Origin of the sequence: Flectobacillus roseus, from assembly GCF_030056595.1 — a bacterium.
GTDB classification, from domain to species: domain Bacteria; phylum Bacteroidota; class Bacteroidia; order Cytophagales; family Spirosomataceae; genus Flectobacillus; species Flectobacillus roseus.
This window is the reverse complement of record NZ_JASHIF010000002.1, coordinates 972,631-991,644: the sequence shown is the minus strand read 5'-3', so window position 1 is coordinate 991,644 and position 19,014 is coordinate 972,631. Positions and strand designations below refer to the sequence as shown.

The following is a 19,014-nucleotide window of genomic DNA, read 5'->3' as shown; positions in this document are numbered from 1 at the left end:
TGGGACTCGAACCCAGGACCCATACATTAAAAGTGTATTGCTCTACCAACTGAGCTACGGAATCGGTACTTATTTCCTACGATTTACATCGCAAAAGCTAAGTCAAAAAATTTATCTTAGAACGTCTATCGTGCTAGACTTCTCGGTGATCCCGCTGGGACTCGAACCCAGGACCCATACATTAAAAGTGTATTGCTCTACCAACTGAGCTACGGAATCGGTACTTATTTCCTACGATTTACATCGCAAAAGCTAAGTCAAAAAATTTATCTTAAAACGTCTATCGTGCTAGACTTCTCGGTGATCCCGCTGGGACTCGAACCCAGGACCCATACATTAAAAGTGTATTGCTCTACCAACTGAGCTACGGAATCGGTACTTATTTCTTACGATTTACATCGCAAAAACTAAATCAAAAAATTTATCTTAAAACGTCTATCGTGCTAGACTTCTCGGTGATCCCGCTGGGACTCGAACCCAGGACCCATACATTAAAAGTGTATTGCTCTACCAACTGAGCTACGGAATCGGTACTTATTTCTTACGATTTGCATCGCAAAAGCTAAGTCAAAAATTTATCTTAAAACATCTATCGTGCTAGACATCTCAGTGATCCCGCTGGGACTCGAACCCAGGACCCATACATTAAAAGTGTATTGCTCTACCAACTGAGCTACGGAATCGGTACTTATTTTTTAAGATTTGCTTCGCAAAAGCTAAGTCAAAAATTTATCTAAAATCGTCTATCGTACTAGACTTCTCGGTGATCCCGCTGGGACTCGAACCCAGGACCCATACATTAAAAGTGTATTGCTCTACCAACTGAGCTACGGAATCGTTGCATATAAGAAGCGTTTTCAGTATTTTTGTTGTTCTGTTTCGTTTTCCTTAATTGCGGTGCAAAACTACTACTTCTAGAAACATAATGCAAGCCATCCATCTAAAAAAAGTTATATTTTTTTTATTTTTCTTCGTTACGATTCCGCAACTTTCTAGGTGTCTGGACAATACAGCTTCACTAAAAAATGCAGATTCTTTATACAAAATTCAAAATTATGGTGCGGCTGAGCGGATTTTTGAGCGAGAATTGACAAAATTGGAACATCCGTCACACATTATTTTTTTAAAGCTTGCCAAAATAAATGAACAAAAAGGTGACTATTTGAGGACACTTTATTACCTCAACAAGTCTTTTGAGACAAGTCCCGACGATAAAATTCTCTCAAAACTCTACACAATTGCCCAAGATCATCAATTAAAAGGGTACGAATTAAATGATTTTAATTTCTTAATATTGGTTTACAAAACCTATTCTGGCTTTTTGGTAGCACTGATGCTGTTGATAGGATTATATGTTTTTGTAGTTTTGATCGGAAAAAAATATAGAAATGAATATATCCCAAGTTCACAAAAAGTTATTTTAGGAATTTACTTGATTGGCGTTTGGACATTATTGAATCTTCCTGATAAGTATCATCAAGGCATTATTAATGCCGATCATGTAATTTTGAGAAAAAGCCCTTCAGCTGGTGCACCCGTTGAATATGTCATCAATAAAGGGCATCGACTTAATATTATTGGAGGGAGCGATATTTGGAAAAGAGTATTTTGGGAAGACCAACTCCTGTATGTCAAACAAACGGACCTCTGGCAGGTGGAATAGGTAATGAGTGAATGGTGAGTTAGTGAATGAGTGATTATCTTAAAATGTTTAATAGAGAGATCAATCACTCATTCTCTAAATTTTTACTAGAACAATTCTATTTTTTTTTCTTCAAAGGAGAATCCTTCTCTTTAGCAAGTGTATTAAAAGTAAGCTTATCTGTCAAAGAAGGTAAAAACTTGTTGAGAAATACAGTAAGCTTACCCTGAGTGGTTAAAATGAGTTCTCGCTTACGATTCTTCACTGCTTTGAGAATTTGAGCCGCTACTTCCTCCGCAGACATCATATTTCCTTCATCTCGCATTGTTTCTCCCTTGGTTTGACCATTTCCTCCCAAAGAGGCTACACGGATATTAGAGGCGGTAAAACCAGGGCAAGCAGTCAACACATGTACGTCTTCATAAAGCAACTCCGTACGTAGTGCCTCCAAAAAGCCATTCATGGCGAATTTTGAAGCTGAATAGCCAATTCTAACTGGTAGTCCACGGTATCCTGCAATTGAAGAGATTCCTACAATTGAACCCTTGGCTTTTTTGATATAAGGCAAAGCGTATTTAGTGGCATAAACCATCCCATAGAAATTTATGTCCATGACCTTTTTGATAACGTCCACATCGCAATCTTCAAACATGGAGCGCATAGAAATGCCCGCGTTATTGATGAGGATGTCTATTCTGCCATATTTGGCGACAGTTTGTTCCACCACCTTTATATTATCCTCCTCAAGGCTGACATCTGAGACAATAGCAAGGTTATCTATCCCTACTTGACTAAGCTCTTTGCTAGTTTCCTCCAAAGGAGCCTGTTTACGTCCAGTGATTACAACTTTTGCACCTTCATGACCAAAGGCAAAAGCCATGGCTTTACCAATACCCGACGATGCCCCAGTAATAATGACTACTTTATCTTTCATAATACTATATCTATACTTGTGTTTAAGATTTTCAAAATTAGGGATTAATTAGCAAAATACATTTTTTAGTTTAGTTGTTGTCCAAAGATTTCGATTTATGTGGCTCTTTTTTGTAATTTTGCAACCTTATGAGAAAAAAGCACAAAGAAAATATCATTTTTGAAAATGTCTTGGTAGAAGATTTTGCAGCTGAGGCAAAATGTATCAGTCGTGTCGAGGATAAAGTTATTTTTATCGACGGCCCTGTGGCTCCTGGCGACTATGCGGATTTACGCATAACGAAATCAAAAAGAAGCTATTATGAAGCGACAGCTCTAAATATAAAACCAAGTTCACCTTACAGAACACAAACTGTTTGTGATCATTTTGGAACATGTGGAGGCTGTAAATGGCAACATATTGATTATGCAACCCAATTGTCATTTAAAACTAAACAAGTGACTGATGCCTTGGAAAGAATCGCTAAAGTGGATCTTCCTAGCATCAATCCAATCTTAGGTTCTGGAGAAACATTCTATTATAGAAATAAATTAGAATATACTTTCTCTCAAAACCGTTGGTTGACGGTTGAACAAATCCAGTCTGGCGAAGAGTTTTCTCGTAATGCCTTAGGCTTTCACGTCCCTAAGCGTTATGACAAAATTTTGCATGTAGACCACTGCTATTTACAGCCAGATCCTTCTAATCAAATTCGTAATGCTTTGCATGAATTAGCTCAAAAACATCAAATTGACTATTATGAGCAAATCAAGCAGGAAAAAGGTGCTTTGCGCAATTTGATTATTCGTACCGCTACGACAGGTGACTTGATGGTCATCGTACAGTTTGCTTATGCCACTGAAGACCAAATTAGCTTGGTGATGGAATTTTTGGATGCTAACTTCCCACAAATTACGTCGTTAAACTATATTATCAATACCAAAGGAAATGATACGTTCTTTGATTTAGAGGTAGTTAACTACAAAGGCTTGCCATACATTGTAGAAGAAATGGAAGGCTTGAAATACAGAGTTGGGCCAAAATCTTTTTACCAAACTAACTCAAAACAAGCGTACGAATTATACAAAATCACACGTGATTATGCTGGTTTAACGGGTTCTGAGTTTGTTTATGACCTTTACACTGGAACTGGTACAATTGCTAACTTTGTAGCAAGACAAGCGAAAAAAGTAATTGGTTTGGAATATGTAGAAATGGCGGTTGAGGATGCGAAGGTAAACTCTCAAATCAATGGAATCGATAATACAGAATTTTATGCAGGTGATATGCGTAAACTATTAGATGATTCATTTATCGATGCCAAGGGACGTCCAGACGTGGTAATTACCGACCCTCCACGTGCAGGTATGGATGAGCCAGTCGTACAAACGCTCCTAAATGCCGAACCTCACACGATTGTTTATGTAAGTTGTAATCCTGCCACACAAGCTCGTGACTTGGCGTTATTAGACCTAAAATATCGTGTTGAAGCCGTTCAGCCAGTAGATATGTTCCCGCAGACGCACCACGTAGAGAACGTTGTGAAATTGGTCAAGAGATAGTGGTTTTATTTAGTGAGTTTTGATTTAGTGAATGAGTGGTTACTTTTTGATCGGAACATATTCCAGATTAGGCTTATTAACCAACTTTTAAATATATCAAAAAAGGGGTCGAAAACAATTTTCGACCCCTTTTTTGATGTTTTTATTGTCATGATATATTTTAAATACAATAACTCATTCACTCAATCAAAACTCACTAATTTTAAAATGGTACATCCTGATTTGGTGGAGTTGTACCAAAAGATGGCATTTCTCCTCCGCCTGATTGGAAATTATTCATTTTACTACCTACAGTTCTAGCACCACCTTCAAAGGTTGCCATCGTATCTGGAACAGCGGCAAAAGATTGTAGTGAATCACCACCAGTGAAGCTTGAATAGTCGGTAGCGTCCAAATCGCAATATTTGGTGTACTTACCAATAAATCTTAACTGAACTGTATCTAGTGAACCAGCACGGTTTTTAGCGATAATCAACTCACCCATTCCTGCAATGGACTGACCATTCTCATCCTGAGTAATACCATAGTATTCTGGACGATAAATAAACATTACCATATCCGCATCTTGCTCGATTGACCCAGACTCACGTAAATCGGATAATTGAGGTTTTTTATCGCCTCCACGAGTTTCTACCGCACGGCTCAACTGCGAAAGCGCAATAACAGGTACATCCAACTCTTTGGCCAGTTGTTTCAAGGAACGAGAAATGGTTGCAATTTCTTGCTCTCGGTTTCCTCCTCCTTTTCCTCCTGTATCACCCGACATGAGTTGTAAATAGTCAATCACAATCATTTGAATATCGTGCTGTGCTTTCAAACGACGCGCCTTAGCACGGAGTTCGAGAAGTGACAAAGCTGGCGTATCATCAATGAAAATTGGGGCATTTGTTAAACGACCAATTTTTGCGTGTAATTGAGCCCATTCGTGAGGAGCCAAATTACCTTTTCTTAGCTTTTCAGATTCTAATTCCGCTTCTGATGAAATCAAACGGTTGACAAGCTGAACCGAGGACATCTCCAAAGAAAATACGGCTACTGCTTGCCCAAAATCTACTGCTGCATTACGACAAGCAGAAAGAATCAAGGCTGTTTTACCCATACCAGGGCGAGCAGCGATGATAATTAATTCAGTTTTTTGGAAACCAGAAGTAATTCTATCCAAAGCACTAAATCCAGAAGGAACCCCCGTAAGACCATCCTTCTGATTTTTCTTCATTTCTAATTCCAACAAGGCCGCACGCATAATCTGCGACATATCCGAATAGTTTTTACGAATATTAGCCTCTGAAATTCTAAAAAGTTCTTGTTCTACCCTATCCAACAATTGGAATACATCTGTTGTATCTTCATAGGCCATTTTTTGGATTTCAGAAGATACCGTAATCAATTGTCTCTTTAAAGAATGTTCTACAACAATACGAGCGTGAAATTCGATGTTAGCCGCTGAGTTAACTCTTTGCGTTAATTCGGCAAGGTAAGATACCCCACCAGCCATTTCTAATTCACCATTTGTGCGTAATTGGTTGGTTACTGTAAGTAAATCTATTGGCTCAGACGCAGCAAAAAGCTGAGTAATGGCTCCATATATTCTTTGGTGTGCTTCTTTATAAAATGAGTCAGGTTTCAAAATGTCCACCACTGCGGTAAGAGCATCCTTCTCTATCATCAAAGCCCCAAGCACAGCTTCTTCCAAATCGACAGCTTGAGGTGGGATTTTACCCAAACCTGTATCCAGCCAACGATTGGTCGCAGATATTCGACCTCCAGCAAAATTGGAGGGCTTTTTAAAGGTATTATTTCTGTTTGACTGTTCCATTAATACAATTTTACAAATATTTTCTCATATTACCACAATCCCATTTTGCAAAAAAAACCTAAGGGTTTGATTTACAGAGTCAAAAAAAAACTTCGAATTAATCTTATAACAAGCGAACACAAACAAGCGTTATTTTTGTTAGATTAGTAACTTATAAGACTAAATCATCGATTAACTTTTATTCATTTTTAGATTTGACAGAAAAAATAATTACACTCGAAGACGTTGAGTTAGTTGGTTTCCTTGGCGTTGAAAACAGCAATATTAAAGTAGTAGCTGAAGCTTTTCCACAAAGTAAACTTATCTCAAGAGGTAACGAAATCACCATCAGAGGATCTATTTCTGACATTGTCAAGATTACCGAAATTATTGAGTCGATGGTTGTGCATTTTCAGAAGTACGGCAAAATTACAACAGAACAAGTAAAAACGTATCTTTCTAGGGATAAGAATAATGAAGAAGAGACACCTGTTATCATAAAAGAGGACGACGATGTCTTGTTGTACGGCACTAAAGGGGTGGTTATTCGCGTGAAATCGCCTAACCAAAAAAAGCTCATAGATGCCGCCGCAGAAAATGATATCGTATTCGCAATTGGTCCTGCTGGTACAGGAAAAACCTATACAGCAGTTGCTCTTGCGGTAAAAGCCCTCAAGAATAAGGAAGTCAAAAAAATTATCATTACGCGTCCAGCGGTAGAGGCAGGTGAAAACTTAGGCTTCTTACCCGGTGATTTAAAAGAAAAAATTGACCCGTATCTACGTCCAATCTATGACGCGCTCGATGATATGATTCAACCAGAAAAGTTGAAGTTCTTTATCGAAAACCGTGTCATTGAGATAGCTCCTTTGGCATACATGCGTGGTCGTACCCTGAACAATGCATTTGTTTTATTGGATGAAGCCCAAAACACAACGCCAATGCAAATGAAAATGTTCTTGACTCGTATGGGGGTGAATTCTAAAGTGATTATCACAGGGGATAAATCACAGATAGACTTACCAACCAAAGTAAAGTCAGGCTTGGTTGAAGCTACCAAAATTTTGCAAGGGATCAAGGGTATTTCTTTTATTGAACTAGATGGTAAAGATGTTGTACGTCACCGCTTGGTAAGAGACATTATTATGGCTTATGATAAGGCTGATGCGGAAAAAGAAGCACAAAAATCTTATTCATCTTTCCAAAAATGAAAAAAAGCATTTTAAGCACACTAGCTGTTATTTTTTCATACACCACATTTGCACAAAGCAAATGTGGTGTTGTATTTCAGGACTCTCTGAATCAAACCATCAACCAGAAATGGTTACAGCAAAAAAGTAATTTTGAATATCAGGTTCAGCAGTATACCAGTGCTCTGAAAGCCTCAAGAACGACAGCATATCAGACCATACGTATTCCTGTAGTGGTTCATGTGATTCATAATACAGCTAGCAAAATCATTGGTGGAACCAACAACATCAATATCAGTGATGAGCAAATTTTGTCTCAAATTCAAACCCTCAACGAAGACTACAGAAAGAAAGAAGGAACAGCAGGCTATAACACTAATCCAGTTGGTGCAGATATGCAAATTGAATTCTTTTTGGCAGACTCTACGGCCACAGGCGAAACAACCAAAGGAATTACAAGACATTATACCACCAAAACTGGCTTTGATATTATCAAGGAGTTAAGTGCGATTACTGCTTTCTCAAAATGGAATCCTTATAAGTATCTGAATATTTATGTTGTAAAGAGTGGAACAACCTCAACTCCACTCACGATTGGGTATTCAGGTTTTCCGTTTGATGCCTATTTGCCTGGGCTTATTCCAAATACATCAGAAGCAGCCGAGCAACAAATATTCGATGGAGTGGTTATAGATTATCGATATTTTGGCAGATGCTGTGGAACTATTAGTACAACTTACAACATGGGTAGAACAACCACGCATGAAGTTGGGCACTGGCTAGGTTTATTACACCCAACAGGCGATGTTCGCTGTGGCACCGATTATTGTGATGACACGCCAACTATCGAGAGTCTAAATAATGGATTCACTTGTAACAAAATGACCTCTACCTGCGATGGCAATACAGTTACCAATCAAATTGAGAACTATATGGATTATTCGCCTGATGTTTGTATGAGTCTCTTTACAAATGATCAAAAAATAAGAACTAGAGCAGCCTTAGAATTAAGTTATCGCAGAAAGTCACTTGTCAACAACTCGACTGTTGTTTCAGAAAGTAACGCGCTACAGGTGAGCATTGATCCGAATCCAGTGAAAAGCAGTGCCAATATTAAGGTACAATTTAGCGGAACTGAAAATATCACGATTCAACTTATTTCTGAAAATGGCAATACGCTAAATGAATATAATTATCAAAATGTGACTTCTAACTATTTCTTGATTAATACCTCCAGCTATGCAAATGGAATGTATTTTCTGAGAGTAAATACTTCGAAAGAAACCAAAGTAGTTAGAATGTTTGTTTTAAAATAATAAAAGCCTTCCCTGAACACATATCATGGAAGGCTTTTGTATTTTTATTGAAAAATTTCCCAATTAAATTAAACAATGTTTTTTTACATCATGTTATCTACACAAACGGAACGAGTATGGAAAAATCAGAAAAAATCAAACAGGCTTTTATTGAGTATTTTTTAGAAAATGGTACACATCCACCATCGGTTTATGCTTTTACCAAAAAGCTTAAGATGAAGGAAGTAGAATTTTATGAATACTACAATTCATTTGAGCTATTGGAAACTAACATTTGGTTGGACTTTTTCAAAGACACAGTTACCCGCATAGAAAGCGACTCTATCTATTCGGGATACTCAGTAAGAGAGAAGTTATTGGCCTTTTATTACACTTGGATCGAGGTTTTGAAAGAAAACCGAAGCTATGCTTCACAAACATGGCGATTAATTGACAAGCGTAAATTAAAGACCCCTACTTTTTTAACCGACCTCAAAACTTCGTTCAAGAATTTTGCGAGAGATTTAATTATGGAAGGTAAAGAAAGCAAGGAGGTTCAGCCAAGAAAATATTTGGACGAGCGCTACCCAGATGCGCTATGGCTTCAGCTATTAATGGTTTTGGATTTTTGGGTAAAAGACCGTTCAAAAGGATTTGAGCAGACTGATGCCATGATTGAAAAAGCTGTTAATACATCCTTCGACTTGATGGCCAGTTCGGCATTGGATTCGGTGTTAGACTTTGCCAAATTTTTGTATCAAAATCGCTAATGCTAGTTTGACATAAGAACTAGTGCCTTATTATGAAAGAACAAAATTCGATACCTACCTCCAAAGTGGCGCGTGCAACACAGTTTGTAAAAACAGGGGTAAAAATTGGAGGAAATTATCTCAAACATAATGTCAAAAAAATCATTGACCCAACTACTCCTAAAGAAGAGTTACATCAAGATAATGCAGAAGATATTTATGAATCTCTGAGCGAACTTAAAGGTTCTGCACTCAAGGTCACTCAAATGTTGAGTATGGATAAAGGCCTTTTACCAAGAGCGTATCGGGAAAAATTTGCTATGTCTCAATACTCGGCACCTCCACTGTCGGGACCATTGGTGGTTAAAACCTTTAAAAAACATTTCAAAAAGTCTCCAAGCGAGTTGTTCGATACCTTCGAAATGAGCGCATCGAATGCTGCGTCTATCGGTCAGGTTCACAAAGCGGAATTAAATGGAAAGCCATTAGCCGTAAAAATACAGTATCCAGGTGTTTCAGAAAGTATTGGTGCTGACCTCAAAATGGTAAAACCCATTGCAGTTGCGATGTTTGGACTTAATGAAAAGGATGTGGACCGATACATGGGCGAAGTGCATGCTCGTTTGTTGGAAGAAACCAATTATGTTTTGGAGTTAGAACGTTCGGTAGAAATTTCGAAAGCTTGTGCTCACATTCCGAATGTGTTTTTTCCAAAATACTATCCAGAACTTTCTTGTGACAAAATTCTGACAATGGATTGGCTCGAAGGTCTGCACATGAAGGAGTTTTTAGCGACAAATCCTTCACAAGAAATTAGAAATCAAATTGGGCAAGCCCTCTGGGATTTCTATGATTTCCAAATTCACAACCTACGCCAAGTCCATGCCGATCCACATCCCGGCAATTTCTTGATGCGTGAAGATGGCACTATGGGAATAATTGACTTTGGTTGTATCAAGGTAATTCCAGAATTGTTTTACGATAATTATTTCGCGCTAATTAATTTTGATACTCTGGAAGACGAGGCGAAAATGAATGAAATCTTCAAAACCCTCGAATTTATTGTAGCTTCAGACTCAGCAGAAGAATCTTCTTTCTTTTCTAAGTTATTCAAAGAAATGATTTACTTATTGGGTCGTCCGTTTGGAGAAGAAACTTTTGACTTTGCAGATGATAGCTATTTTGAGCAAGTTTATTTGTATGCCGAAAAACTTCAGAAACTAGATGAGCTCCGAAATTCGAAAGTAGCTAGAGGTTCTCAACACGGACTGTATATCAACAGAACCTATTTTGGTTTATACTCCCTACTGAACGAACTCCGAGCAGAAGTTAGCATTACCAAACCCGATTGGCTCAAATCTCAAAAGCTCAAAGGAGAGTTTGCATAAAAAAAATAGCGTTGAGAAATCAACGCTATTTTTTTGTCTTTGATTAGAACGGTAAATCTTCATCCTCACTAAATGAAGGTAAATCCACCGATGAAGCTTGTGGCGCAGCAGGACGCTGTGCTGGCGCTTGATACGTATTTGATGCAGGAGCAGCTGCCGATGATTCAGATGCCAAATCAATACGATAAGCTCTTAAGTCTGTATACCAACGATCGTTGTATTCTCTTGATTCTACACTGAAGGTCACCTTAAGTTTGTCACCTAAAGCAAATTGTTTCAAATCAGCTGTACGGTCTCCCCAAGCCGAGAAGCACGCTTTTTTAGGATATTGCTCCTGTGTTTCAACAACAAACTCTTGTTTCACCCACTGACCGTTTTTACCGCTTCCTGTTTGTTCAGGTTGTACTTTGATCAAAGTACCTTCTAATTCTAATGCCATCAAAAAAAAAGTTTAAAAATAATATGCTAATTTAATTTCTGATTTTCAAATACTTAAAAAAATCCTACATTTTTTATTTAAAAAAAGTGATTAGTACTATTTTGCTTTGTCAATTTATCTCTCTACTTTTGCATCATCAAAGTACAAGGCGATGTGGTGGAATTGGTAGACACGCTACTTTGAGGTGGTAGTGCGGGTAACCGTATGGGAGTTCGAGTCTCCCCATCGTCACGAGCGTTCTGAGAAATCAGGACGCTTTTTTTATGGCGAAAGTACAAAAAAACCTCTCAAATTTGAGAGGCTAAATCAACATCCATTTTGTTACTTTACTTTATTCTTTTTGACGTCTGCTTTTTGGTAATTTTCTTTTAATCTTCTAAACTTCTCTTTTTGGTCTTCTATCTTGGTATAGTATTCTATATGTTGTTGTTTCCAACTGAAAATGGTAGATATTGGAATACCTTTTTCACGTGCAATGGCATTCATACTTTTGCCTGAGAGCATTTCGTTTAGAATTTCAAAAATTAGCTCGCTTGAATACTTCATTCTCATCTTTCTTTAGTGGATTGTAATTGACAAACAAATATCTTTGGTTAGTAAATTATAACTCATAACCCAAAAGATTTTTATATGACGATTCAGACAGAATACAAGTATCACGACGCCAAAATAGAAAAAGGTACCCACAAGTGAGTACCTTTTTCTATTTTATTATTTTTTTAATTCCCCTTCAGTCTTGGCTTTATAATACATCTCTTTAAGGCGTTTGAATTTTGCCTTAGTTTGCTCCTCACTGCCTTGTGGTTCCTCCGCAATCTGTTGTTTTAAGACATTGATATATGATGATGAATTACGAAGTTTCTCGGCCAACTCAGTAAAATTATATTGATCATACGCTGAGCTTGACTCATTTTCATCTTGTTCGGGTTCGTAAAAATTTTCTATCGACATTAGTTTAGGCTTAACGATTATTGTCTTAATTATTTAAAGGTATTTTATGCGCTTGAATGCTTGACTTTCTATTAGCCGAATTATTAAAATCAGCAATATATTTAAAAAGTGATTGAAAAATCATTTAATCTGGAATACATTGCTGAAATATAATATATTTCAAAAGTAAAAGCAATAAGAAATGTCAAATGTCACTTCTTATGTTTTGGTAATCCTTTATACTGGATCAATCTTACTTTTGATACAAAAGTGCTTTGTCAACTTCTTTTATGACTTGTTCAAAATGCTCCGTATTATTTACATAATCCAAATCGTTGACATCTATTACTAAGAGCTTTCCTTCAGTATACCCATTGACAAACTCCTCATAATGATTGTTCAAATCAGCAAGATATTGATGAGAGATGTTTGCCTCAAAATCACGACCGCGTTTTTCTATTTGGCGAACCAGTTTAGGCAAATCAGCTTTCAGATAAATTGTCAAATCTGGAGCTTTTACAGTTTGCATCATCAAATCAAAAATCCCGCGATACGTTGCATAATCATTTTCGCTCATAATACCTGTTTTGTATAGGTTCATAGCAAAAATAAAAGCATCTTCATATATGGTACGATCCTGAATAATACGACGATTTGAACGCTGGATTTGCATTACTTGCTCGTAACGACTTTTCAAAAAATACATTTGTAAATGAAATGCCCAACGAGGCATATCTGAATAAAATTCTGCTAAATAAGGATTACCCTCAACCGCTTCGAAAAGCACTTCCCAACCAAAATGATCTGCTAATTTGCTGGCTAAAGTGGTTTTTCCCGCGCCAATATTTCCTGTAACTGCTATATGCATAAAATGAAGATGATGATGAGATATGAATTTGCTTGAGAAGTCTATTTCGCTCAAGACAAATAACATTTTTCTTTAAAACGTTGCAAAGGTCTATTTTTTTACCTCAAAATCCAAACCTAAGACCTCTGGCAAGATTCAATCATTTTGTGACATTCACATAACTTAATTATCTTTGTAACTTAAATCAATTTTTAATCTGTAACTCATGTTGAAGATGAAGCCATACAGAGTGCTTTTATATTACAATTATACTCCAATTCCCAATCCTGAGGAATATAGAGAAATTCATCACTTATATTGTATCGAAAACAACCTTCTAGGTCGTATCATTGTAGCGGCTGAAGGGCTGAACGGAACAGTTTCTGGTTTAGCAGAAGATTGTGAAAAGTATATGCAATGGTTGCAAAACGATCCAATTTTTGCAGGAAGTGACTTTGATTTCAAAGTAGAAGAACACGATACTCATGCTTTTGCAAAATTGCATGTACGTGTCAAAGAAGAAATCGTTAATTCTGATTTGCCAGTTAATCCTCGTGTGCGCACAGGAAAACACCTCGAGCCAGCTGATTTTAAAGAGTTATTGAAAAATGACCCAGATGTTGTCTTGGTAGATATGCGCTCTAATTACGAACATTCGGTAGGGAAATTTAAAGGTGCTATCACCTTCGACATGGAAACCTTGCGCGAGTTGCCAGACCATGTTCATGAAATTGAGCATTTGAAAGATAAGAAAATCATTACTTACTGTACTGGTGGCATCAAATGCGAAAAGGCCTCCGCTTATTTGATTGAAAAAGGGTTTGAAAATGTGTACCAGTTACATGGTGGTATTATCAAATATGGTTTGGAAGAAGGTGGAGAAGATTTTGAAGGCAAATGCTATGTATTTGACAACCGTGTTACTACTTCAGTAAATACAGTGAATCCAGAGGTTATTTCAAAATGCCATATTTGCGAAACAATTAGCGACCATATGGTAAACTGTGCCAATCCAGAATGTAATGAGCATGTACCTATTTGTCCAAGTTGTTTAGAAAAAATGGAAGGTGCTTGTTCTGACGAATGTAAAAATCATCCGCGCAAACGTCCATATAATCCTTCTGGTTATTACAGCAAACAGTCTGACAACTATTCACCAGAATTTGGATTCAAAAGTCGTCAAAAAACAAACGTAGATTATTCAAGCTTCCAACTTAGTGCAGAATAATTAACATTTGATACAAAATAAAAAACCTCTCATTTCGGTGGGAGGTTTTTTATTTTTAACTTAGGAAATACGAAAAATCAACAATCTTAAAAAAATAACCTATGAACTCGATTTCTGAAACAGACTTAATCATCAATCCTGATGGAAGCATTTATCATTTGAACTTACGCCCAGAAGATATTGCCAATACCATTATTACGGTAGGCGACCCCGACCGCGTAGAGGTAGTATCTAAATATTTTGACAAAATAGACAAAAAGGTCTCGAAACGTGAGTTTGTTACACATACAGGATATATCGGAAACACCCGACTGTCTGTTATTTCGAGTGGAATTGGTACCGACAACGTCGAAATTTTGATGAATGAACTAGATGCTCTTGTCAATGTTGACTTACCCACCCGAACTATCAAACAAGAACATACTAGCCTCAATATCGTACGGATAGGCACCTCAGGAAGTCTCCAAGAAAGTATTCCAGTGGATAGCTACGTTGTATCAAAAAGAGGAATTGGGTTTGATGCTTTGGGTCATTTTTATCCAACTCCGACCTCCTCCTTTTCAGAGGCAATTCAATCACAATTGAACTTGGATTTTCTGTCGTACACTTCGTTTGGTTCAGAGAAACTTTATGATTTGCTATTTGATGATAAGAATCCATTGTATTTTGAAGGCAACACAGTGACATGTCCAGGGTTTTATGCACCGCAAGGTAGGATTTTGAGATATACTCCTAAACAAGAGAATTTACTTCAAAAATTTAATCAATTTTCCTTTCAAGGGAGTGTGTTGACAAATTTGGAGATGGAAACTGCTGGATATTATTTATTTGGAGAATTATTGGGACACGAGGTACTGTCCATGAGTGCAATTGTGGCCTCAAGAATGACTCATCAATTTTCGAAAAATCCAGAAAAACATACCGAAAGTTTGATTCAACAGGTACTTGAGAAAATCACTGGGCTATAAACTTTTAGTGAATTGAGATTGAGTGAATGAGTGATTAATTGTAGAGACACCATGTTTGCGTCTAAAGAAGTAAAATACCTATTAAAATAATCACTCATGCACTCAATCGCTAAAATCGGAATGAGTCGTGCTTTCTAATTTCCAGCTTTTTTAGCTTTCCATTCTTCTTTGAGGGCTTTTCGTTCTTCTGGACTTAAGCTTCTCCATTTTTCTAAAAGCTCTTTTCTCTTACCTTTCAATGCTGCTTTTTCTTCAGGGGATAAAGAATCCATCATTGCTTTACGGGCAGCAGCTTTTTCTTCTAATTTGGCTTTCTGCTCGGGTGTCAAATTGGCAAGTCTTGCCTCCACTCTTTCTCTTTTTCTCTGTTTAGTACTTTCTTGACTTGTTTGGCCATTGGCAGATATTACTCCTGTCAGCAATATCATACTTAAAAACACGATTTTTTTCATGAGTAACTAAAGTAAAAGGTTTATTTTTCCTCTTTGACTTTGCTCTCAGGCAAAAGGTTTAATGGAATGAAAAGCTTCTAGTATTTGATACTGTAATACAATCCCATCGAGACAAAAAACTTCAGACCCGTACTAACAGTTTCACCCGGATAAAGCTTGAAGGGCTTTAACAAATGAGGGACAATATCGAGTCTATACCTTTTGTAATTTCCTGTAAATCTACAAGAAAAGTCTAAAGCCATTAGCCCAAAGATAGTTGAATTGAGATTTTTCAATAAAACCTTTTTACCCTGTTTGTTGACCACATAATACACATTCGAAGTACCAGTTGAATCAGTATTCATACTAACGGAGCTATCCCAATACTGTGAGTAGGTAACTGCTTGAGTTCCTAAACTTGACAAAACCTTCGGAGTAATAGATAGCTTAAGACCACTTGAAGATTTGTGATACAATAAACCATAACTCAAGCCGAGTCGTAGTCTACTTGTATTGTCGCTTCCCCATAGCAAGGTGTAATCGAGCGTAGAATAAAACTTATCTAACGAATAACCTACAGATAAACCACTCCAGTTGGCTAAGGGATTGGAAAAACCTATTTCTGGTTTGGTTTCTATCATCCTGCCTTGTTCGAGTCCTATTGATAGATTCTCTCCAAAGTCTCTTGAGTAACCAATAGAGGTATAAAGCATTTGAACCATGGGGTCACTCTTACTGTAAGCAAAAGCGCCTGCATCAAAACTCAATCCAGATTTATGAGTATAAGAAATCCCAAGTGTTGAATTCCATTGCTTAACTCCCAAATCTCTACCCGAAAAATAGGTTCTGTTTTGATATTGAAGAAATACCGATAGTTCAGATTGTGGTTGGTTGTATAATAAACTATCTATGACTTTATCCATTTCTTCATCCGTCATGGATACTTGTGCGTACGATGAGAAAGATAGTGCTGAAATACAGAAAAATATTACGTAAAAAAGTGGTTTCATAAATGAGTGATTAAGAAAAAAGGGTAAAAACCCAAACAGTTTCCAATAATGATTGGGATACTGCATTGGTTTTTACCCTAAATTAGCGTACAATGTTTAATCAACCTCCCTTTTTACCGTGCATTTTCCCTTCTCCTTTTGCAGCTTTTCTCTCTTCTGGGGTCATGGCTTTACGTTTTTCTCTTTCTTCTTTCATTTTTTCTTTGGCAGCTTCCTTCTGTTCAGGCGTCATATTGGCCCATTGCGCTTGTCTTTCAGCCATTTTTGCTTCAAACTTAGCTTTCTCTTCGGGAGTCATATTAGCTGTTTTAGCTTCGATTTTAGCTTTTTTCTTGTCCTCGCCTTTTGAGCCTTTAGGTTCTTGAGCATTTGCAGTAATTGCTACCAATGCACACATAATTGTTGAAAAGAGATATTTCTTCATGAGAAAATATGTTAGTAGTTATTAAATGGAAATAGAATTTTAATGGATACAAAATTAGAAAAAAAACGAAAACAAAATTTAATTTATTACATTTTGTATTAAAAAAATTATACATCCAGCTGCATCACATAATCATTCATCCAGTAATCATTACCGATATTAATATCCTCTTCTTTAATGATTTTAAAACCCTGTTTCTCATAAAAACCAATCGCTTTATTATTCCGATTTACATTCAAATAAACATATTTTAATCCTTGTTGCTCGGCATATTTGGCTACTTCCTGAATCAATAATTTTCCAATGCCTTTACCTTGGGCAGCTGGGAGCATATAGAGTTTATGAAGTTTCATCACCCCATCATCTTTCGGTTCGAAACCAGCAAATCCGAGTGGGGTATCACCTTCATAGGCAACAATAAAAGTGTTTTTTTCAAACTGACGAGTCAACGACTCTGAAGAATACATCATATCCAACATAAAAAGCGTCTGCTCTTCTGTAAGAATATCCCCGTAGGTTGGTCGCCAAGTTTGTTCGGCAATAGATTGTATCAGAGGAATATCCTCAATCGTGGCAATTTTTAAATTAATCGAGTTTTGCATCCTTTAAAGAAAAGTATTCGGGGTGTTTAGGAGTAATATTTTTATAAAATGATTGAATTTTTGGTAAATCCTCCTCATAGTTGCCAGAAGGCTGAAATACGCCTAAAAAGCCTGCTTCTTTTTTCCCAAAATCTAAAAAACCAAGCACAATAGGCACACCAGCATTCTTGGCAATATGATAAAAACCAGATTTCCATTCGCTTGTGTATGAGCGCGTTCCTTCAGCAGGAACAAGTAACTGCATTTCAGGAGCATTTACTAACAAATCTGTCATCATCTGCACTAAATTATTTTTTTGGGAGCGATTCACAGGGATTCCTCCCAAGCCACGAATGATAATACCCAAAGGGAATTTAAAAAGTGAGTCCTTTGCCAAATAGCGAATCTTGCATCCCATGGCATAAAGAGTGGCCATAGCGTACGGATAATCCCAATTTGAAGTATGTGGCACGGCAATAATTACCGCTTTGGGATATTTATTGATTCCTAAGGGAGTCTTATCTACAATCTTCCAGCCACTTAGCTGTAAAATCAGTTTACCAATAATTTTCAACATGGTATAATTGAGGTCAAAACTAATTTTAATCTCTAAAAGCCTATTATCTTTGAGCCAAAATATATGAACTGACCAAGAATGAGCTTCTGAGGAGATAAAAATTTGAGGTTGTTTTCGTTCATTGTCATTCAAATGTAATCAATTTTCCTGTGGGAGAAAACGTTATTCGTGATTAGGAGATCGAAATCACCAATAAGTGCAAACTAAAACAATCCCTAAAATCAACTTTGCAATGCAAAAGCCATTAATTCTTATTTCAAACGACGACTCAATCGCCTCCAAAGGTATCAAAACACTCGCAGCTATCATGTCACAATTGGGCGAAGTTGTCGTGGTTGCGCCAGACTCTCATCAATCAGGTATGGGACATGCTATAACCCTTGACCGTCCATTGCGCGTGAGCGAAGTGCATAATTTTTTACCAGGTGTAAAAGCATATCAGTGTAGCGGTACTCCAGCGGATTGTGTAAAATTTGGAAAACATTATGTTCTTAAAGGTCGTAAAATTGATTTGGTGGTAAGTGGTATAAATCATGGTTCCAACTCATCAATTGCGGTAATATATAGTGGAACGATGTCAGCCGCGATCGAAGCAGCAATTGAGGGTATTCCTGCAATTGGTTTTTCTTTATGTGAATTTGGCGCAGACATTGAATTTGGTCATGGCGAGCCTTACATCAAGCAAATTGCTCAAACTATTTTAGATAACGGTCTTCCTCACGGCGTAGCATTGAATGTAAATATTCCAGCAAAAAAAGAAGAAGCGATCAAAGGAATCAAAATATGTCGTCAAACAGATGCACTTTTCCGCGAATCATTCGAAGAAAGAAAAGATCCATACGGAAGAGCTTATTATTGGATGGATGGTTATCTACAAAATGATGATAAAGGTGGAAATACTGATGAGGACGCATTAAAAGAAAATTATATTGCCATTGTACCAGTGAAATTCGATTTGACTGATTATAAAGCAATTGACGTTTTAAAATCCCTTAAATTGGGAGAGTAAATGCTAAAACTCAGTTAAGAATTTAACATTTACATT

20 protein-coding genes and 6 tRNA genes are annotated in these 19,014 nt (G+C 37.1%); 10 read left to right on the top strand and 16 right to left on the bottom strand.

What is annotated here, in order from left to right:
- Positions 1–146 precede the first annotated feature (146 nt).
- The 5 genes from QM524_RS04290 to QM524_RS04270 form a co-directional block, all read right to left on the bottom strand.
- Positions 147–219: transfer RNA gene (locus QM524_RS04290), tRNA-Lys, on the bottom strand.
- An 82-nt stretch (positions 220–301) separates the two neighbouring features.
- Positions 302–374, bottom strand: a tRNA-Lys gene (locus tag QM524_RS04285).
- Positions 375–456: 82 nt separating this feature from the next.
- Positions 457–529: transfer RNA gene (locus QM524_RS04280), tRNA-Lys, on the bottom strand.
- Positions 530–610: 81 nt separating this feature from the next.
- Positions 611–683: transfer RNA gene (locus QM524_RS04275), tRNA-Lys, on the bottom strand.
- 81 nt (positions 684–764) lie between these two features.
- Positions 765–837: transfer RNA gene (locus tag QM524_RS04270), tRNA-Lys, on the bottom strand.
- A gap of 325 nt (positions 838–1,162) precedes the next feature.
- Here QM524_RS04270 and QM524_RS04265 point away from each other — a divergent pair.
- Positions 1,163–1,663, top strand: a complete 501-nt coding sequence (locus tag QM524_RS04265; protein ID WP_141234849.1) for an SH3 domain-containing protein — start codon at positions 1,163–1,165, stop codon at positions 1,661–1,663.
- Between the two features lie 97 nt (positions 1,664–1,760).
- On the opposite strand, the gene QM524_RS04260 is transcribed toward QM524_RS04265, so the two are convergent.
- Positions 1,761–2,576: an SDR family oxidoreductase gene (locus tag QM524_RS04260; RefSeq protein WP_283343635.1), complete on the bottom strand. Its 816-nt coding sequence runs from the start codon at positions 2,574–2,576 to the stop codon at positions 1,761–1,763.
- A gap of 128 nt (positions 2,577–2,704) precedes the next feature.
- Between QM524_RS04260 and rlmD the strand changes: the two genes are divergently transcribed.
- The gene (gene rlmD, locus QM524_RS04255) at positions 2,705–4,117 is read left to right on the top strand and encodes a 23S rRNA (uracil(1939)-C(5))-methyltransferase RlmD (protein ID WP_283343634.1); all 1,413 of its coding nucleotides are present in this window, start codon (positions 2,705–2,707) and stop codon (positions 4,115–4,117) included.
- Between the two features lie 202 nt (positions 4,118–4,319).
- Here the strand turns inward: rlmD and dnaB are convergent, their stop codons facing one another.
- The gene (gene dnaB / locus QM524_RS04250) at positions 4,320–5,933 is read right to left on the bottom strand and encodes a replicative DNA helicase (RefSeq protein WP_095166073.1); all 1,614 of its coding nucleotides are present in this window, start codon (positions 5,931–5,933) and stop codon (positions 4,320–4,322) included.
- Positions 5,934–6,127: 194 nt separating this feature from the next.
- Between dnaB and QM524_RS04245 the strand changes: the two genes are divergently transcribed.
- The 4 genes from QM524_RS04245 to QM524_RS04230 all read left to right on the top strand — a co-directional run bounded on the left by QM524_RS04245 (position 6,128) and on the right by QM524_RS04230 (position 10,534).
- Complete coding sequence (locus tag QM524_RS04245) at positions 6,128–7,123, top strand: PhoH family protein (RefSeq protein ID WP_095166071.1); 996 nt, start codon at positions 6,128–6,130, stop codon at positions 7,121–7,123.
- A complete protein-coding gene (locus tag QM524_RS04240; protein WP_283343633.1) occupies positions 7,120–8,418 on the top strand; it encodes a M43 family zinc metalloprotease in 1,299 nt (432 codons plus the stop codon). Before QM524_RS04245 ends, QM524_RS04240 begins: the two co-directional genes overlap by 4 nt.
- Before the next feature lie 116 nt (positions 8,419–8,534).
- Positions 8,535–9,167 carry a TetR family transcriptional regulator C-terminal domain-containing protein gene (locus QM524_RS04235; RefSeq protein WP_283343632.1) on the top strand — a complete coding sequence of 211 codons (633 nt, stop codon included), beginning with the start codon at positions 8,535–8,537 and terminating at the stop codon, positions 9,165–9,167.
- A 32-nt stretch (positions 9,168–9,199) separates the two neighbouring features.
- Positions 9,200–10,534: an ABC1 kinase family protein gene (locus tag QM524_RS04230; protein WP_095166065.1), complete on the top strand. Its 1,335-nt coding sequence runs from the start codon at positions 9,200–9,202 to the stop codon at positions 10,532–10,534.
- Between the two features lie 43 nt (positions 10,535–10,577).
- Here the strand turns inward: QM524_RS04230 and QM524_RS04225 are convergent, their stop codons facing one another.
- Positions 10,578–10,973, bottom strand: coding sequence for a DUF3127 domain-containing protein (locus QM524_RS04225; RefSeq protein WP_095166063.1), 396 nt, complete (start codon positions 10,971–10,973; stop codon positions 10,578–10,580).
- A gap of 147 nt (positions 10,974–11,120) precedes the next feature.
- Between QM524_RS04225 and QM524_RS04220 the strand changes: the two genes are divergently transcribed.
- Positions 11,121–11,204, top strand: a tRNA-Leu gene (locus tag QM524_RS04220).
- A gap of 90 nt (positions 11,205–11,294) precedes the next feature.
- Here QM524_RS04220 and QM524_RS04215 read toward each other — a convergent pair.
- The 3 genes from QM524_RS04215 to QM524_RS04205 form a co-directional block, all read right to left on the bottom strand.
- On the bottom strand, positions 11,295–11,519 hold the full coding sequence (locus QM524_RS04215; RefSeq protein ID WP_283343631.1) for a transposase: 225 nt from the start codon (positions 11,517–11,519) through the stop codon (positions 11,295–11,297).
- A gap of 165 nt (positions 11,520–11,684) precedes the next feature.
- Positions 11,685–11,924, bottom strand: a complete 240-nt coding sequence (locus QM524_RS04210; RefSeq protein WP_283343630.1) for a hypothetical protein — start codon at positions 11,922–11,924, stop codon at positions 11,685–11,687.
- Between the two features lie 232 nt (positions 11,925–12,156).
- A complete protein-coding gene (locus QM524_RS04205; protein ID WP_095166056.1) occupies positions 12,157–12,771 on the bottom strand; it encodes a deoxynucleoside kinase in 615 nt (204 codons plus the stop codon).
- A 214-nt stretch (positions 12,772–12,985) separates the two neighbouring features.
- Between QM524_RS04205 and trhO the strand changes: the two genes are divergently transcribed.
- Positions 12,986–13,978, top strand: coding sequence for an oxygen-dependent tRNA uridine(34) hydroxylase TrhO (trhO, locus tag QM524_RS04200; protein WP_283343629.1), 993 nt, complete (start codon positions 12,986–12,988; stop codon positions 13,976–13,978).
- A gap of 101 nt (positions 13,979–14,079) precedes the next feature.
- The gene (locus tag QM524_RS04195; RefSeq protein WP_283343628.1) at positions 14,080–14,946 is read left to right on the top strand and encodes a nucleoside phosphorylase; all 867 of its coding nucleotides are present in this window, start codon (positions 14,080–14,082) and stop codon (positions 14,944–14,946) included.
- A 134-nt stretch (positions 14,947–15,080) separates the two neighbouring features.
- Here QM524_RS04195 and QM524_RS04190 read toward each other — a convergent pair whose 3' ends face one another.
- From QM524_RS04190 to QM524_RS04170, 5 genes are all read right to left on the bottom strand, one after another.
- Positions 15,081–15,398: a hypothetical protein gene (locus QM524_RS04190; protein WP_283343627.1), complete on the bottom strand. Its 318-nt coding sequence runs from the start codon at positions 15,396–15,398 to the stop codon at positions 15,081–15,083.
- Positions 15,399–15,475: 77 nt separating this feature from the next.
- Positions 15,476–16,387 (bottom strand): hypothetical protein, encoded by a 912-nt coding sequence (locus QM524_RS04185; protein ID WP_283343626.1) that lies wholly within the window; start codon positions 16,385–16,387, stop codon positions 15,476–15,478.
- Positions 16,388–16,487: 100 nt separating this feature from the next.
- Entirely contained in the window at positions 16,488–16,811 is a 324-nt protein-coding gene (locus QM524_RS04180) for a DUF3106 domain-containing protein (RefSeq protein WP_283343625.1), read from the bottom strand.
- 107 nt (positions 16,812–16,918) lie between these two features.
- Entirely contained in the window at positions 16,919–17,413 is a 495-nt protein-coding gene (locus tag QM524_RS04175) for a GNAT family N-acetyltransferase (protein WP_283343624.1), read from the bottom strand.
- The gene (locus QM524_RS04170) at positions 17,397–17,969 is read right to left on the bottom strand and encodes a 1-acyl-sn-glycerol-3-phosphate acyltransferase (RefSeq protein WP_283343623.1); all 573 of its coding nucleotides are present in this window, start codon (positions 17,967–17,969) and stop codon (positions 17,397–17,399) included. The genes QM524_RS04175 and QM524_RS04170 overlap by 17 nt, the downstream gene beginning before the upstream one ends.
- A gap of 232 nt (positions 17,970–18,201) precedes the next feature.
- Between QM524_RS04170 and surE the strand changes: the two genes are divergently transcribed.
- Positions 18,202–18,978: a 5'/3'-nucleotidase SurE gene (gene surE, locus QM524_RS04165; RefSeq protein ID WP_283343642.1), complete on the top strand. Its 777-nt coding sequence runs from the start codon at positions 18,202–18,204 to the stop codon at positions 18,976–18,978.
- Positions 18,979–19,014 lie beyond the last annotated feature (36 nt).

Excerpts from the sequence above, each read along its gene's own strand:
- QM524_RS04260 (WP_283343635.1), bottom strand. The coding sequence starts at position 2,576 with ATGAAAGATAAAGTAGTCATTATTACTGGGGCATCGTCGGGTATTGGT.
- rlmD (WP_283343634.1), top strand. The coding sequence starts at position 2,705 with ATGAGAAAAAAGCACAAAGAAAATATCATTTTTGAAAATGTCTTGGTA.
- dnaB (WP_095166073.1), bottom strand. The coding sequence starts at position 5,933 with ATGGAACAGTCAAACAGAAATAATACCTTTAAAAAGCCCTCCAATTTT.
- QM524_RS04240 (WP_283343633.1), top strand. The coding sequence starts at position 7,120 with ATGAAAAAAAGCATTTTAAGCACACTAGCTGTTATTTTTTCATACACC.
- QM524_RS04235 (WP_283343632.1), top strand. The coding sequence starts at position 8,535 with ATGGAAAAATCAGAAAAAATCAAACAGGCTTTTATTGAGTATTTTTTA.
- QM524_RS04230 (WP_095166065.1), top strand. The coding sequence starts at position 9,200 with ATGAAAGAACAAAATTCGATACCTACCTCCAAAGTGGCGCGTGCAACA.
- QM524_RS04225 (WP_095166063.1), bottom strand. The coding sequence starts at position 10,973 with ATGGCATTAGAATTAGAAGGTACTTTGATCAAAGTACAACCTGAACAA.
- QM524_RS04215 (WP_283343631.1), bottom strand. The coding sequence starts at position 11,519 with ATGAAGTATTCAAGCGAGCTAATTTTTGAAATTCTAAACGAAATGCTC.
- QM524_RS04210 (WP_283343630.1), bottom strand. The coding sequence starts at position 11,924 with ATGTCGATAGAAAATTTTTACGAACCCGAACAAGATGAAAATGAGTCA.
- QM524_RS04205 (WP_095166056.1), bottom strand. The coding sequence starts at position 12,771 with ATGCATATAGCAGTTACAGGAAATATTGGCGCGGGAAAAACCACTTTA.
- trhO (WP_283343629.1), top strand. The coding sequence starts at position 12,986 with ATGAAGCCATACAGAGTGCTTTTATATTACAATTATACTCCAATTCCC.
- QM524_RS04195 (WP_283343628.1), top strand. The coding sequence starts at position 14,080 with ATGAACTCGATTTCTGAAACAGACTTAATCATCAATCCTGATGGAAGC.
- QM524_RS04190 (WP_283343627.1), bottom strand. The coding sequence starts at position 15,398 with ATGAAAAAAATCGTGTTTTTAAGTATGATATTGCTGACAGGAGTAATA.
- QM524_RS04185 (WP_283343626.1), bottom strand. The coding sequence starts at position 16,387 with ATGAAACCACTTTTTTACGTAATATTTTTCTGTATTTCAGCACTATCT.
- QM524_RS04180 (WP_283343625.1), bottom strand. The coding sequence starts at position 16,811 with ATGAAGAAATATCTCTTTTCAACAATTATGTGTGCATTGGTAGCAATT.
- QM524_RS04175 (WP_283343624.1), bottom strand. The coding sequence starts at position 17,413 with ATGCAAAACTCGATTAATTTAAAAATTGCCACGATTGAGGATATTCCT.
- QM524_RS04170 (WP_283343623.1), bottom strand. The coding sequence starts at position 17,969 with ATGTTGAAAATTATTGGTAAACTGATTTTACAGCTAAGTGGCTGGAAG.
- surE (WP_283343642.1), top strand. The coding sequence starts at position 18,202 with ATGCAAAAGCCATTAATTCTTATTTCAAACGACGACTCAATCGCCTCC.